Genomic DNA, 14,397 nt, shown 5'->3' with positions numbered 1-14,397 from the left:
AAATCATGCATTTTCGAGGCAGGTTTATGTCCTATTGGCCTGCGCAACCAAACCCGAGGAGATGCACATCATGAATATTGATGTCGTCGAGCTGTCGCGCCTGCAATTCGCGATGACAGCGATGTACCACTTCCTCTTCGTGCCGCTGACGCTGGGTCTGTCGATCCTCGTCGCGATCATGGAGACGGTTTATGTGATGACGAACCGCCCCATCTGGCGCCAGATGACCAAGTTCTGGGGCTCGCTGTTCGGCATCAACTTCGTTCTGGGGGTCGCAACCGGGATCACCATGGAATTCCAGTTCGGTATGAACTGGTCCTACTACAGCCACTATGTCGGCGACATCTTCGGCGCGCCCTTGGCGATCGAAGGGCTTATGGCCTTCTTCCTCGAGGCGACCTTCGTCGGGCTGTTCTTCTTTGGCTGGGACAAGCTGTCGAAGCCGGCGCACATGATCGTCGCCTGGCTGGTGGCGCTGGGATCGAACTTCTCCGCCCTGTGGATTCTGATCGCCAACGGCTGGATGCAGAACCCGGTGGGCGCCGAATTCAACCCCGAGACCATGCGGATGGAGATGACCTCCTTCTTCGACGTGGTGTTCAACGAGGTTGCGCAGGCGAAATTCGTTCACACCGTGTCGGCCGGCTATGTCACCGCATCGGTCTTTGTGATCGGCGTGTCGGCCTGGTATCTGCTGAAGGGCCGCCACATGGAGCTTGCCCGCCGGTCGATTGCCGTGGGCTCTGCCTTCGGTCTGGCGGCATCGCTGTCGGTCGTGGTTCTGGGCGATGAATCGGGCTATTCGGCCAGCCACACCCAGAAGATGAAGCTCGCCTCCATCGAGGCGATGTGGGAAACGCAGGAAGCGCCGGCGCATTTCACCCTGGTGGGGATTCCCGACCGCGAAGCGCGTGAAACCCATTACGCGGTGGAAATCCCCTGGGTCATGGGCCTGATCGGGACCCGGTCGCTAACCACGGAAATCCCCGGCATCAACGATCTGGTCGCCGAGGCGGAACAGAAGATCCGCTCGGGTCTGGTTGCCTATGACGCGCTGATGACCATCCGGGCCGAACGCGCCGACACCCCGGCCGAAGTGCGGGCGACCTTCGAAGAGCATTCCGCCGATCTTGGCTTCGCCTTCCTGCTGAAGCGCTATGTCGAGGATCCGCGCAACGCCACCGAGGCCGATATCGTCAAGGCTGCGAACGACACCGTTCCCGGCGTCGGGCCGCTGTTCTGGGCATTCCGCCTGATGGTGGGTCTGGGCTTCTCCTATATCGCGGTGATGGCCTATTTCGCGGTGACGGCAAACCTGCGCGGCATGCGGTTCCCGCGTCCGGCCCTGTGGCTTGCGGTGATCATCATCCCGACGCCCTGGATCGCGGCGGAACTGGGCTGGTTCGTGTCTGAATACGGGCGTCAGCCCTGGACGGTGGACGGGGTGCTGCCCACGGCGCTGTCGGTGTCGCACCTGAGCGTCGGCGATCTGCTGATCACACTGGCCGGCTTCGTCGCCTTCTACACCGTGCTCTTCATCATCGAGATGGGTCTGATGATCAAATACATCCGCAAGGGCCCGACCGAAGATGTGGAAGAAACCGAAATCTGGATGGCGCGCCACGAAGAACGCCTGCAAGCCGCTGGCCCTGAAGGCCTGGCCAGCCCTGCGGAGTAAGACTGATGATTCTCTATGAACTGATCGATTTCGATATCCTTCGCGTGATCTGGTGGGTGCTTCTGGGTGTCCTGCTGATCGGCTTCTCGCTGACCGACGGGTTCGACATGGGGGCGGCGGCGCTGCTGCCCTTCGTCGGCAAGACCGATGTCGAGCGCCGGGTGGTGATCAACACGGTGGGGCCGGTCTGGGAAGGCAACCAGGTGTGGTTCATCCTCGGCGGCGGTGCCATCTTTGCCGCCTGGCCGCCGCTCTATGCGGTCAGCTTCTCCGGTTTCTATCTGGCGATGTTCGCCGTGCTGGCGGCGCTGATCCTGCGGCCGGTGGGCTTCAAGTACCGCTCCAAGCGGGACAGCCAGTCCTGGCGCAACGGCTGGGACTGGGCGCTGTTCGTCGGCGGTGCGGCCCCTGCGCTGCTGTTCGGCGTGGCGGTTGGCAACGTGCTGCTGGGCGTGCCCTTCCACCTGACCGAAGATCTGATGCCGATGTATGACGGCAGCTTCTACATGAAGTTCCTGGGTCTGCTGCGTCCCTTCGCGATCCTCTCGGGTCTGGTGTCGCTGTCGATGCTGGTCATGCATGGCGCCGCCTGGCTGACGCTGAAAACCGAAGGCGCGGTGCAACTGCGCGCCCGTACCCTCGGCACCTATGCCGGGATCGTGGCGGCGGTGACCTACGCGCTGGCCGGCCTTTGGCTGGCGGTCGGGGTGGACGGCTTCCACCTGGTGGGCGAAGTGGCGGCCAACGGCCCGTCGAACCCACTTTACAACGAGGTGGCGCGCGGCGGTTCCTGGCTGGCAGCCTATGGCGAACGTCCCTGGATCGTCATCGCGCCGATCATGGGCTTCGTCGGGATCGCCATGGCGGTTCTGGGTCTGCGCGCCGGGCGCGAGGTGTCGACGCTGCTGTGGTCGAAACTGTCGATCGCCGGCATCATCTCCAGCGTTGGCCTGACGATGTTCCCCTTCATCCTGCCGTCGACCGTCGATCCGGACAGCTCCCTGACTGTCTGGGATGCCTCCTCGTCGCATCAGACCCTGTTCGTGATGCTGGTGATGGCGGTGTTCTTCATGCCGATCATCCTGGCCTATACGGCCTGGGTCTACAAAGTGCTCTGGGGCAAGGTGACCGAAGACGAGATCACCGGCTCGGGCCACAGCTACTGAGGAAGGAAAACAAGAATGTGGTATTTCGCCTGGCTGCTTGGTCTTCCGCTGGCCGCAATGTTCGCGGTGCTGAACGCGATGTGGCTCGAGATGCGGGAAGATTCGCGTCTGACCGAGGAAGACGAGAAGAAATAAGACGTTAACAGAGCTTGCCTCTCCCGCATTTCACGTCCCTGGGAGGGGTCAGACCGGGGCGGGCGCCTTTCGGGGCGCCCGTTTCCATTTCCGCACGAGGGGACGCGACCCGTATTTCCGCGAAAAAGCGCATTCCGCATATAGGTTTTTGATCTGGGTCAAACTCCGGGATCCCGTCGTATGCAAAAAGCGCGATGTGATTAACAGGAAACGGACCGCATGACCGATCTCAAACAGTTCTCTCCGACCCGCCGCGGGTTTCTCGGGCTGGCGGCTGGGGCCGCGGCGCTGAGCGCGGCCGGCGCCGCCACCGAGGCGCGCGCAATGGTTGCGACCCGCGCCCATATCGTCATTCTCGGGGCCGGCGCCGCCGGAACCGCGCTCGCCAACCGGCTGGTGCAGCGTCTGGACGGCGCCCGCATCACCCTGATCGACGGCCGCAAGGACCATTGGTATCAGCCCGGGTTCAGCCTGATCGCCGCCGGCCTGAAGCCGCCCAGCTATTCGGTCAGCCGAACCGCCGACTGGCTGCCCAAGGGGCTCGAGCTGAAGGTGGACTACGCCGCCGCCATCGACCCGGAGGCGAAGACCGTGGCGCTGCAGTCGGGCGAGAACCTGAGCTATGATTACCTGATCCTGGCCCCCGGGCTGGTGCTGGATCACGATGCCATCGAAGGTTTCTCGCTGGACATGGTGGGCAAGGAGGGGATCGGCGCGCTCTATGCCGGGCCCGAATATGCCGCCAGGACCTGGGAGGCCGCCTCCCGCTTCATCGAAGCCGGCGGGCACGGGGTGTTCACCCGCCCTGCGACCGAGATGAAATGCGCCGGCGCGCCGCTGAAACATACCTTCCTGATCGACGATCTGATCCGCAAGGCGGGCAATCGCGGCAAGGCCGAGATCACCTATGCCTCGAACAACGCCTCGCTCTTCGGGGTGCCGATCGTGTCGGAGAAGGTGCGGATGCTGTTTCAGGACCGCGCCATCGCGCCCAGCTATTCGCATGTGCTGAAGGCGATCGACCCGGGCAAGAAACTGGCCACCTTCGACACGCCCGAGGGCGCGCAGGAGATGGCCTATGACTACATCCACGTGATCCCGCCGCAGCGGGCGCCGGCGGTGATCCGCGAGTCCGGGCTGAGCTGGGCCGACCAATGGGTCGATCAGGGCTGGGCCGAGGTCGACAGGCACACGCTGCGCCACCGCCGGTACGACACCATCTTCGCGGTGGGCGATGTCGCCGGCGTGCCGAAGGGCAAGACCGCCGCCAGTGTGAAATGGCAGGTCCCGGTGGTCGAGGAGCACCTAGTGGCCCAGATCGCCGGCGACACCACCGATGCGGCCTATCACGGCTATACCTCCTGTCCGATGATCACCCGGGTCGGTCGCGCCATGCTGGTGGAGTTCGACTACAACGACAATCTGGTGCCGAGCTTCCCGGGCATCATCGCCCCGCTGGAAGAGCTGTGGATCAGCTGGCTGATGAAGGAAGTCGCGCTGAAGGCCACCTATAACGCCATGCTGCGCGGCAAGGCCTGAGGAGACACGACGATGAAAGATATGACTTTCGGCACCCTGATCGCCGTTTTCGAGGAAATCTTCGGCCGTGGCCTGTTCTGGGCGATGGTGGCGGTCGCGGGCGTGGTCACCCTGGCCTATTTCTACGTGCTGATCCGCGACCGGGCGGTGAGCTGGCGCAAGTTCCTCTGGGCGCAGCTGTCGATGCCCTTCGGCGCCGTCGCGGCGGTGCTTTTCGTGCAGGCGGTGACCCATTCCGGCTTTTCCGATCTGGGCGGGCCGATCGACGTGATCGTCCTGCTGATGGTCGCCGTCGCCGGCGCCATCGGCCTGGCGATTCTGGTCTACACGCTGGAATCGCTGCTGCTGCGCAAATCTGAAACCGACATCTGACGACGTATCCTGGTGAAGAGTAAGGAAGGAGACTGACATGAAACGCATCCTGATGGCAGGCGCGATGGCGCTGACCGCTGTGGCCGCGCCGCTGCGGGCGGAGACGCCCGAAACGCTGGTGACGGTGCTGACCGCGCCGGAGCCGCAAACCCAGCTGATGGCGATGGTTCTGACGATGCAGGCCGCCAAACAGGGGGTGACGCCGCATATCCTGCTGTGCGGTCCGGCCGGCGATCTGGCGCTGAAGGCGGCGCCCGAAACCGCCACCGCCGGCCAGCCGCCCAAGGGGATGAGCCCGCAGGGCCTGATGCAGGCGATCATGAAAGAGCCGGGCGCCAGGGTCGAGGTCTGCGCGATCTATCTGCCGGGCAAGGGGGCCGATGCCTCGGTGCTGCTCGACGGTGTGGGGGTGGCCCAGCCGCCGGCGATGGCCGGGGCGATCATCGCCGAAGGTGCCCGGGTGCTGAGCTTCTGATCCGGGCCGGGGTGCCCGATCCCCGCCTGACCGCCCGCCGCCGATCCGATTTTCCACCGGCGGCGGGCCGCTGCCCCTCGCATTCCCGTTCCCGCCCGCGCAGTATGGCGGCAAAGCGACGGATCAGGGGGGCGCAATGAACATCCTTTTCATCATGTACGATCAGCTCAGACACGATTACCTGAGCTGCGCCGGTCATCCGCATCTGAAGACCCCGAATTTCGACCTGGTGGCGGCGATGGGTGTGCGCTTCACCAATGCTTATGTGCAATCGCCGATTTGCGGCGCCTCGCGGATGAGCTTCTATACCGGGCGCTACACCTCGTCTCACGGGGCGCAGTGGAACGGCTTTCCCCTTCGGGTGGGAGAGCTGACGCTGGGCGATCACCTGCGCAAGATCGGCATGGACTGCTGGTTGCTGGGCAAGACCCACATGAAAGCCGATGCCGAAGGGATGGCGCGGCTGGGTCTCAGCCCGGACAGCGTGATCGGCGCACGGCAGTCTGAATGCGGCTTCGATGCCTGGGTGCGCGACGACGGGCTCTGGGCCGAGGGGCCGGATGGATTCTACGACGAGAAACGCTCGCCCTATAACGAATACCTGAAATCACAGGGTTACCCGGGGGACAATCCCTGGGCCGATTTCGCCAATGCCGGGATCGAGGACGGCCAGATCGCCAGCGGCTGGATCCTGAAGAATGCCGCCAAGCCCGCCAATATCCGCGAGGAGGACAGCGAGACGCCGTGGCTGACCTCGCAGACGCTGGATTTCATGGAACAGGCCAGGACGCCCTGGTGCGCCCATGTCAGCTATATCAAGCCGCACTGGCCCTATATCGTGCCCGCCCCCTATCATGACATGTTCGGCCCCAATCACGTGCCCGCCGCCCGCCGCGCGGAGGTGGAGCGCGAGGATGCCCATCCGGTGCTGTCCGCCTATATGGAGACCCGCGTGGCCGAGGCGTTTCAGCAGGACGCGGTGCGGCAGAAGGTGATCCCGGCCTATATGGCGCTGATCAAGCAATGCGACGATCAGCTGGGCCGGATCCTGGATCATCTGGAGCGGACCGGGGCGCTGTCCGATACGATGATCGTGCTCACCTCCGATCACGGCGATTACCTGGGCGATCACTGGATGGGTGAAAAGGACATGTTCCACGAACAGGCGGTGAAGATCCCGCTGATCGTCTACGATCCACGGGACGCGGCCGATGCAACCCGCGGCACCACCTGCGACGCACTGGTCGAGGCGATCGATCTGACTGCCACCTTCATCGAGGCCGCCGGCGGCGAGGTGCCGGATCATATCGTCGAGGGGCGCTCGCTGTTGCCCTGGCTGCATGGCGAGGTGCCGGAGGACTGGCGTCAGGTGGCGATCAGCGAATACGATTATTCCGGCACCGGGCAGGCGGTGAAACTGGGACTGTCGCCGCGCGATGCCCGGCTGTTCATGGTGTTCGACGGCCGGTTCAAGCTGATCCATGCCGAGGGTGGGTTTCGGCCCATGCTGTTCGATCTTGAGACCGACCCGGAGGAATTCCACGATCTGGCCAAGGACGACAACCACCAGGCCGAGATCGACAGGCTTTACGATCACCTTGCCCGCTGGGGCCGGCGGATGTCGCAGCGGGTGACCAAGTCGGATGCGGAGATCATCGCCGGGCGCGGCAAGTCGCTGCGTCGGGGGATCCTGACCTTCCTCGCCGACGGGACCGAGGTGCCGCCGGAGTGGATGGAGAAATACGTGGGCCCCGCCAAGGCGGATTACACCGGCGATTAGGCCGGGACAGGGGCGGAGCGCGGCTGAATCGGGATGGCGCGGACCTGCGGCAGGCGATCACCGGCATCGGCAGGGCGCAGGCGCCTGGGCGAACAGATGTCAAATTCATGAATACATCCGTGTGGTTCCTGCGGGAGGTGACGCACCCCCCGTCGGTGTGACCGAGGCGCCCTGGGTCGCTTCGGGCCGGGACGAGACGCAGGCGGGGGCGGATCGGCCGGACGCGGCGAAACGTGCCGTGGGCCCGAAGGGGAACTGCGATCAGGCGCCGGGCGGCTTTGGGCCCACCGGGGACTCCGCTGCCGATACTCTGGTCCGGGCGCCGTAGGCGGCGGGGCCGGTTCTGCCACATGACGGTTTTATCAAGGGAATGGAGTTTTTGGGCGATTGCGGCCCGCCGAGCGATACGCAGAGCCGCGCTGGCCCCGAGGGACGTCAGGGGATCGACGATGTGGCGATCACCATCGTCGAAAACGGTCGGCGGAGGGGGCCGAACCGCCAGTGATTCCGCGACAGCCCAGGCAGGCGATCCGTGTCCGGCGCGGCCCGGTGCCGGTTTCCACGTTTCCGCCCCCGGCTGAGCGGAAAATCCATTGCCGACGGGGCCGCCAAGGCCGGGAAATTCGCGGCTGCTACAACAAAATCGAAATGGTGTTACCAAAATCCTGATTTCCACAGGGGCGTGGTTACATTAAAGAGAGCAGACAGCCGTGCAGGTCGGTTGCGGGAGGAGACACAACAGACAGTCCGGATCGGGCGGGTCTGCGCGGCAAGACTGGCAATATATTGCAATAATGATCGTAACGGGCATTATATTGCCATTACTGGTCAAAGGGAGGAATCAAATGACCAAACGGAGAACCGTCCTGGGCGTTCTCGGTGGCTCCGCCATCGCCGCGCTGATGGCAACCTCGGCCATGGCGCAGGAGGTCACGCTCAAGCTGCACCAGTTCCTGCCGGCGCAAGCCAATGTGCCGAAGCTGGTGCTGGATGTCTGGGCTGACAACGTCGAAAAGGACTCCGGCGGCCGCATCAAGGTCGACCGCTATCCGTCGATGCAGCTGGGCGGCAAGCCGCCGGAGCTGATGGATCAGGTCATGGATGGGGTGGCCGATGTGGTCTGGACCGTTGTGGGGTATACCCCCGGCCGGTTCCCCTCGACCGAAGTGTTCGAACTGCCCTTCATGATGACCAATGCGCGCGCCACCACCCGCGCTTATTGGGAAATGTTCGAAGAGCATATGAAGGACACCGAATTCAAGGATGTGCACATTCTGGGGGCCTGGGTGCATGGCCCCGGCATGCTGCACACCGCCGATCCGGTGGAGAAACCCGAGGATCTGGAAGGCATGAAGATCCGCGGCGGGTCGCGTCAGGTCAACGCGCTGCTGACCCATCTGGGCGCCACCCCGGTGGGCATGCCGGTGCCGGCAGTGTCCGAAGCGCTGAGCAAGGGCGTGATCGACGGCACCACCATCCCCTGGGAGGTGACCACTGCGCTGAAGGTTCCGGAACTGGTTGAAAACCACACGGAATTCACCGGCAAGGCGCTGTATACCATCACCTTCGTCCTGGCGATGAACAAGGCGAAGTACGACAGCCTGCCGGACGATCTGAAGAAGGTGATCGACGACAATTCCGGGATGGAGTTCTCGATCTTCGCGGGTGGCACCCAGGCCGATTCCGATGGGCCCGCGCGTCAGACCGCGGTCGATCTGGGCAACAACATCATCACCCTGAGCGAGGAAGACACCGCCGCCTGGCGTGAAGCGGCCCAGCCGGTCTACGACGAATGGGTGGCGGACATGAACTCGAAGGGCATCGACGGTCAGGCGCTGATCGACGAGGCGCAGGAGCTGATCGCGAAATACACTCCGATGTACGAGAAGTGATCGCAACGCGATCTTTGGGGCCGTGGCGGGTGTCCTGCCGCGGCCTTTTTCACGGGGGTGGGAACCTATGCACAAAGTGATGATGGGATTGGCGCGCGGCATGGCCGTCGCCGGCGGGGTGGTTCTGAGCGCATTGATCGTGCTCACCTGCCTGTCGATCGCCGGCCGGCTGTTGAACGGCGCCTTCCACAGTAGCCTGATGCAAGGCATCGCGCCGGGGCTGTCCAGATGGATGCTCGATCTGGGTGTGGGCCCGATCAACGGCGATTTCGAACTGGTCGAAGCCGGGGTGGCCTTTGCCATCTTCGCCTTCATACCGCTGTGTCAGATCAGCTCGGGCCACGCGTCGGTGGACGTTCTGGCGAATATGCTGCCGCGCGGCGTCAACCGGTTCCTGCGCATGGTGACCGAGGCGCTGTTCGCCGCTGTGCTGGTGTTGATCGCCTGGAAGCTGTTCGACGGCATGATGTCGAAGAAAAGCTACGGCGAAACCTCCTTTCTGCTGCAGTTTCCGGTCTGGTGGGCCTATGGCGCCAGCCTGATCGGGGCAGTGATGGCCGCCGTTGTCGGCGTTTATATGGCGGTGGTCCGGATCATTGAGTTCCTGACCGGCCGCATTCGGATCTGGGACGGGGTGGAGACAGATCAATGACCGCACTTGAAGTTGGAATCGCCTCCTTTCCGGCGCTGATGGTGCTGATTTTCCTGCGGGTGCCGATCGGCTTGGCGATGTTCGTCGTCGGCCTCGGCGGCATGTTCATCGTCACCGGTGGAACCACCGTGGCCTTCGCCCGTCTGAAGACCGAGGCCTACAGCACCTTTTCAAGCTATTCGCTGACCATCGTGCCGATGTTCCTGCTGATGGGCCATTTCGCGACGCTGGGCGGTATGTCGAACGCGCTGTTCAAGGCGGCCGAGGGCTGGCTGGGTCACCGCAAGGGCGGTGTGGCGATGGCGGCGATCGGCGCCTGTGCCGGTTTCGGTGCCATCTGCGGCTCGTCGCTGGCCACCGCCGCCACCATGGGCCGCGTGGCACTGCCCGAGCTGAAGCAATACGGCTATGCCGGCGGCTTCTCCACCGCGACACTGGCGGCCGGCGGCACGCTGGGCATCCTGATCCCGCCGTCGGTGGTTCTGGTGATCTACGCGATCCTGACCGAACAGAACATTGCCAAGCTGTTCCTGGCCGCCTTCGTACCGGGGCTGCTGGCGGCTCTGGGCTATGTGATCGCGATCTCCGTCTATGTCCGGCTGTTCCCCGAGGCTGCTGGCACCCGGCCGCGGGTGCCCTATGTCGAACGGTTCGCCGCGCTGGTGCGGGTGTGGCCGGTTCTGCTGGTCTTCGGGCTGGTGGTCGGCGGCATCTATCTGGGCTGGTTCACCCCGACCGAGGGCGCCGCCGTCGGCGCCGCGGGCACCGGTCTGATCGCCTTTCTGAACGGCGGGCTCAACCGGTCGAGCCTGATCGACAGCTTCTATGTCACCGCGCGCTCCACCGCGATGATCTTCTTCATCGTGCTGGGGGCGGGTTTCTATAACGGCTTCCTGGCGCTGACCCAGGTGCCGCAGGAACTGTCCAGCTTCGTTGTCAGTCAGGGCTTCAGCCCCTGGGTGGTGCTGGGGCTGATCCTGGTGTTCTATCTGGTGTTCGGCTGCCTGATGGACAGCCTGTCGATGATCCTGCTGACCATCCCGATCTTCTATCCGGTGATCAGCGCAATGGATTTCGGTCTGGTGCACCTGGCGGATCTGCAGGCCGACATGGCAATGGATGTGCTGCGCCACGGCGTACCCGAGGGGATGGGGGCGGATATGCTCGCCTCGATCAAGAACGCCATCGCCTCCGGCGCGGAACTGACGCGCGAGCAGATGAAGGCGCTCGATATCCGCATGACCCGGGGCATGGCCAACCGGATCGAGACCGAACAGGTCGCCATCTGGTTCGGCATCCTGGTGCTGATCGTGGTGGAGGTCGGGCTGATCACCCCGCCGGTGGGGATGAACCTGTTCATCATCAACGCGATGGACCGCACCACGCGGATGGTCGACACCTACAAGGCGGTGATGTTCTTCGTCGGCTCCGACATCATCCGGGTGATCATCCTGGTCGCCTTCCCGGCAATTACCTTGTTCCTGATACGCTAGCGACGGTCGCAGGCCGAGACAGTCAGCCCGGTCCCCAGTCTGGGGGCCGGGTTTTTTCATTGGATTTTCATCAGCTTAATCCGATGTGCCGGTTGTTGTTCGGGATCCCGCGCCGCTGGCGGTCTTCCCCAGCGACATCCGAATTATGCAAAATAATGCCAATGACGTAAGCATTATCTTGCATACTTGCCCCGAAAATGCATGATGACAGCAAGCGAGTCCCGGCGCCGGCGGAGGAGGAACTGCCAGCCCGGGCCAGCGGCTCACGGAGGGGCCATCAGTACCGGAATGGGAGGAGGACTCATGCAGGCATCCGGCAATGCGGCGACCTATTTTGTCGACCGTCACATCGAAGAGGGGCGTGGCGACAAGGTTGCCTTTCGCGAGGCCGACGGCGCGCGGCGCAGCCTGACCTATGCACAGCTGGTCCAGGAAACGGCGCGGTTCGCCGGTGCCCTGACCCGTCATGGCGTGCGGCGCGAGGAGCGGGTGGCGATGATCGTCCGCGACCAGATCGAATTCCCGGTGGTGTTCTGGGGCGCGCTGAAGGCCGGCGCGATTCCGGTGCCGCTGAACACGCTTCTGTCCAGCGACATCTACGAGGCGATCCTGAACGACAGCCGCGCCTCGATCCTGGTGGTGTCCGAGGATCTCTGGCCGGTGGTGGCGCCGGCGGTGGCCGACAACCGCTATCTGCGTGCGATCGTGGTGATCGGCGATGCGCCGGAGGGCACCGACAGCTACATGGATTTCGTCGATGGCGCCGAACCGGCCGAGACGGTAGAGGCGCATGAGGACGAACTGGCCTTCTGGCTCTATTCCTCCGGCTCGACCGGGCTGCCCAAGGGGGTGCGCCATGTGCATGCCAGCCTGAAGGCGACCGCCGACAGCTTCGGCGCGCAGGTGCTGGGCATTCGCGAGGATGACGTGGTCTTCTCCGTCGCCAAGCTGTTCTTCGCCTATGGCATGGGCAACGGCATGTCCTTCCCGCTGTCGGTGGGGGCCACCGCGATCCTTTACGGCGGCCGCCCGACCCCGGATTCGGTGTTCCAGATCATGGCGGAGGAGCGCCCGACCGTCTTCTGCGGGGTGCCCACGCTCTATGCCGCGATGGTCGCGGCGCAGGAGGCGAAGGGCGGAATGCCGGAACATTGCATCCGCATCTGCACCTCCGCCGGCGAGGCGTTGCCGCGCGAGATCGGCGAGCGCTGGGAAAAGCTCTGGGGGGCTGAAATCATCGACGGCGTCGGCTCTACCGAGATGCTGCATATCTTCCTGTCGAACCGTCCGGGCGACATCTGCTACGGCACCTCCGGTGTGCCAGTGCCGGGGTATGAGGTGCGGCTGGTCGACGAGCACGACGAAGAAGTCGGCGCCGGCGAGGTGGGGGAGCTGCTGGTGCGCGGCCCGTCCTCGGCCGACGGCTATTGGAACCGGCGGCACAAGTCGCAGTCGACCTTCGCCGGGCACTGGACCCGAACCGGCGACAAATACGAACGCACCGCGGACGGGCGCTATGTCTACTGCGGCCGCACCGACGATATGTTCAAGGTCTCGGGCATCTGGGTTTCGCCCTTCGAGGTGGAACAGACCCTGATCGAACATCCCGCCGTGCTGGAGGCGGCGGTGGTGGCGCGGGCCGATGACAAGGGGCTGGACAAGCCCGCCGCCTATATCGTGCTGAAGTCGGGAGCCGATCCGTCGCTGATCTGCGACCTGAAGGAGTTCGTCAAAACCCGGATCGGCATGTGGAAATATCCCCGCTGGGTCGAGATCGTCGAGGAGCTGCCGAAGACCGCCACCGGCAAGATCCAGCGTTACAAGCTGAGGGGGGCCGCGTGATGGCGCATCTGGACTGGTCGGCACAGCCGGCGACGCCGCTGGTCATCGACGGGGTGACGCTGGAATACCAGTGCTACGGTCCGGCGCCGGATCAGGCGATGACCATCGTTCTGCTGCATGAGGGGCTGGGCTGCGCCGCGCTCTGGCGCGATTTCCCGGCGCGTCTGGCGCAGCGGACCGGCATGGGCGTTCTGGTCTATTCCCGCCGGGGCTATGGCCAGTCGGACCCGGTGCAGCTGCCGCGGCCGCTGGATTTCATGACCCGCGAGGCGGTGGATGTGCTGCCCGGGGTGCTGGATCGGGCAGGGGTGCGGCAGTGCATCCTGTTCGGTCATTCCGATGGCGCCACCATCGCCGCGATCTATGCCGGCAGCGTCGAGGATTTCCGCGTGCGGGGGCTGATCCTGATGGCGCCGCATTTCTTCACCGAACCGATGGGTTTGGCCGAGATCGCAAAGGCGAAACAGCTGTTCGAGACCACCGACATGAAGGACCGGATGGCGAAATACCACCGCGACCCCGAAGGCGCCTTCCGCGGCTGGAACGATGTCTGGCTCGACCCCGGGTTCGTCGATTGGAACGTGGCGGAGGTGATCGATTATCTCCGGGTGCCGGTGCTGGCAATTCAGGGGCGGGACGATCAATACGGCACGCTTGCCCAGATCGAGGAGATCGAGACGCGATCCTATGCGCCGGTCGATCTGGCGATCCTCGACGATTGCCGCCACGCGCCGCAGTTCGAACAATCCGAGGCGGTGCTGGCGGAGACGGCGGAATTCGCCGCCCGGCTGGCCCGGATCGAGGCGGCCGAGGTGGTCCCGGTCTGAATGCCGGTGCCGCCGCCCTCCGCGTCCTGTCTTCCGGGGCCTTATCTGCCGGGGCGGACACCGCGCCCGGCGGAGGGGGCTTTCGCGGCGCTGACCGCGACGGCGCGGCAAGGGATGTCGGTGGCGGATCTGGCGGCAAGCGCGGCCTGGTGTGGCGGCTGGCGGTTTCTCGACGCCGGCTATTGCTGGGAAGCGCATGAGCTGTTCGAGCCGGTCTGGATGGCGCTGCCGCAGAATTCCCGTGCCCGGGTCTTCGCGCAGGGCGTCATCCAGGTGGCCAATGCCGGGCTGAAGGCGCGCATGGGCCGTCCTGCGGCGGTGACCCGGATCGCGGCCCGCGCCCATGCCCATCTGGCGGAGGCGGGGCCCGAGGGGGCCGCCGCGATGGGCATTGCCCCGGGCCGGGCCGAGGCGCTGTTGCAAGCGTCTCGATTCTATATGCACAATAGTGCACAATAGTGTGGATGGGGCGCGGTATTGGGCGGAAAAATTCTCTGCTTGCCGCTAAATAACTGAAATACAACGAAACGATATACGCACTATTAT

General features: G+C 64.3%; 13 protein-coding genes. All 13 read left to right on the top strand.

Going from position 1 to position 14,397, the window contains the following annotated elements:
- Positions 1-70: 70 nt before the first annotated feature.
- The gene (locus tag QO033_RS04250; RefSeq protein ID WP_284479687.1) at positions 71-1,678 is read left to right on the top strand and encodes a cytochrome ubiquinol oxidase subunit I; all 1,608 of its coding nucleotides are present in this window, start codon (positions 71-73) and stop codon (positions 1,676-1,678) included.
- A gap of 5 nt (positions 1,679-1,683) precedes the next feature.
- Positions 1,684-2,844, top strand: coding sequence for a cytochrome d ubiquinol oxidase subunit II (gene cydB / locus QO033_RS04245; protein ID WP_284479686.1), 1,161 nt, complete (start codon positions 1,684-1,686; stop codon positions 2,842-2,844).
- A gap of 15 nt (positions 2,845-2,859) precedes the next feature.
- Positions 2,860-2,979, top strand: a complete 120-nt coding sequence (gene cydX, locus QO033_RS04240) for a cytochrome bd-I oxidase subunit CydX (RefSeq protein WP_284479685.1) — start codon at positions 2,860-2,862, stop codon at positions 2,977-2,979.
- A 219-nt stretch (positions 2,980-3,198) separates the two neighbouring features.
- Positions 3,199-4,518, top strand: a complete 1,320-nt coding sequence (locus QO033_RS04235; RefSeq protein WP_284479684.1) for an NAD(P)/FAD-dependent oxidoreductase — start codon at positions 3,199-3,201, stop codon at positions 4,516-4,518.
- A gap of 12 nt (positions 4,519-4,530) precedes the next feature.
- Positions 4,531-4,890 (top strand): DUF5368 domain-containing protein, encoded by a 360-nt coding sequence (locus QO033_RS04230; protein WP_284479683.1) that lies wholly within the window; start codon positions 4,531-4,533, stop codon positions 4,888-4,890.
- Positions 4,891-4,927: 37 nt separating this feature from the next.
- Positions 4,928-5,365, top strand: coding sequence for a hypothetical protein (locus QO033_RS04225; RefSeq protein WP_284479682.1), 438 nt, complete (start codon positions 4,928-4,930; stop codon positions 5,363-5,365).
- A 136-nt stretch (positions 5,366-5,501) separates the two neighbouring features.
- Positions 5,502-7,145, top strand: a complete 1,644-nt coding sequence (locus QO033_RS04220; protein WP_284479681.1) for a sulfatase-like hydrolase/transferase — start codon at positions 5,502-5,504, stop codon at positions 7,143-7,145.
- 845 nt (positions 7,146-7,990) lie between these two features.
- Positions 7,991-9,037 (top strand): TRAP transporter substrate-binding protein, encoded by a 1,047-nt coding sequence (locus QO033_RS04215; RefSeq protein WP_284479680.1) that lies wholly within the window; start codon positions 7,991-7,993, stop codon positions 9,035-9,037.
- 67 nt (positions 9,038-9,104) lie between these two features.
- Positions 9,105-9,689 carry a TRAP transporter small permease gene (locus tag QO033_RS04210; protein ID WP_284479679.1) on the top strand — a complete coding sequence of 195 codons (585 nt, stop codon included), beginning with the start codon at positions 9,105-9,107 and terminating at the stop codon, positions 9,687-9,689.
- On the top strand, positions 9,686-11,182 hold the full coding sequence (locus tag QO033_RS04205; protein ID WP_284479678.1) for a TRAP transporter large permease: 1,497 nt from the start codon (positions 9,686-9,688) through the stop codon (positions 11,180-11,182). Before QO033_RS04210 ends, QO033_RS04205 begins: the two co-directional genes overlap by 4 nt.
- Positions 11,183-11,485: 303 nt before the next feature.
- Positions 11,486-13,024, top strand: coding sequence for a benzoate-CoA ligase family protein (locus tag QO033_RS04200; RefSeq protein WP_284479677.1), 1,539 nt, complete (start codon positions 11,486-11,488; stop codon positions 13,022-13,024).
- Positions 13,024-13,851: an alpha/beta fold hydrolase gene (locus tag QO033_RS04195; protein WP_284479676.1), complete on the top strand. Its 828-nt coding sequence runs from the start codon at positions 13,024-13,026 to the stop codon at positions 13,849-13,851. The genes QO033_RS04200 and QO033_RS04195 overlap by 1 nt, the downstream gene beginning before the upstream one ends.
- A gap of 114 nt (positions 13,852-13,965) precedes the next feature.
- On the top strand, positions 13,966-14,310 hold the full coding sequence (locus QO033_RS04190) for a DUF309 domain-containing protein (protein WP_284479675.1): 345 nt from the start codon (positions 13,966-13,968) through the stop codon (positions 14,308-14,310).
- Positions 14,311-14,397 lie beyond the last annotated feature (87 nt).

Source organism: Pseudodonghicola flavimaris, assembly GCF_030164425.1.
GTDB classification, from domain to species: domain Bacteria; phylum Pseudomonadota; class Alphaproteobacteria; order Rhodobacterales; family Rhodobacteraceae; genus Pseudodonghicola; species Pseudodonghicola flavimaris.
The sequence above is the reverse complement of the archived record's forward strand: the minus strand, read 5'-3'. Positions and strand labels throughout refer to the sequence as shown.

What these genes read in the sequence shown, in the direction of transcription:
- QO033_RS04250 (WP_284479687.1), top strand. Translation starts at nt 71, where the DNA reads ATGAATATTGATGTCGTCGAGCTGTCGCGCCTGCAATTCGCGATGACA.
- cydB (WP_284479686.1), top strand. Translation starts at nt 1,684, where the DNA reads ATGATTCTCTATGAACTGATCGATTTCGATATCCTTCGCGTGATCTGG.
- cydX (WP_284479685.1), top strand. Translation starts at nt 2,860, where the DNA reads ATGTGGTATTTCGCCTGGCTGCTTGGTCTTCCGCTGGCCGCAATGTTC.
- QO033_RS04235 (WP_284479684.1), top strand. Translation starts at nt 3,199, where the DNA reads ATGACCGATCTCAAACAGTTCTCTCCGACCCGCCGCGGGTTTCTCGGG.
- QO033_RS04230 (WP_284479683.1), top strand. Translation starts at nt 4,531, where the DNA reads ATGAAAGATATGACTTTCGGCACCCTGATCGCCGTTTTCGAGGAAATC.
- QO033_RS04225 (WP_284479682.1), top strand. Translation starts at nt 4,928, where the DNA reads ATGAAACGCATCCTGATGGCAGGCGCGATGGCGCTGACCGCTGTGGCC.
- QO033_RS04220 (WP_284479681.1), top strand. Translation starts at nt 5,502, where the DNA reads ATGAACATCCTTTTCATCATGTACGATCAGCTCAGACACGATTACCTG.
- QO033_RS04215 (WP_284479680.1), top strand. Translation starts at nt 7,991, where the DNA reads ATGACCAAACGGAGAACCGTCCTGGGCGTTCTCGGTGGCTCCGCCATC.
- QO033_RS04210 (WP_284479679.1), top strand. Translation starts at nt 9,105, where the DNA reads ATGCACAAAGTGATGATGGGATTGGCGCGCGGCATGGCCGTCGCCGGC.
- QO033_RS04205 (WP_284479678.1), top strand. Translation starts at nt 9,686, where the DNA reads ATGACCGCACTTGAAGTTGGAATCGCCTCCTTTCCGGCGCTGATGGTG.
- QO033_RS04200 (WP_284479677.1), top strand. Translation starts at nt 11,486, where the DNA reads ATGCAGGCATCCGGCAATGCGGCGACCTATTTTGTCGACCGTCACATC.
- QO033_RS04195 (WP_284479676.1), top strand. Translation starts at nt 13,024, where the DNA reads ATGGCGCATCTGGACTGGTCGGCACAGCCGGCGACGCCGCTGGTCATC.
- QO033_RS04190 (WP_284479675.1), top strand. Translation starts at nt 13,966, where the DNA reads ATGTCGGTGGCGGATCTGGCGGCAAGCGCGGCCTGGTGTGGCGGCTGG.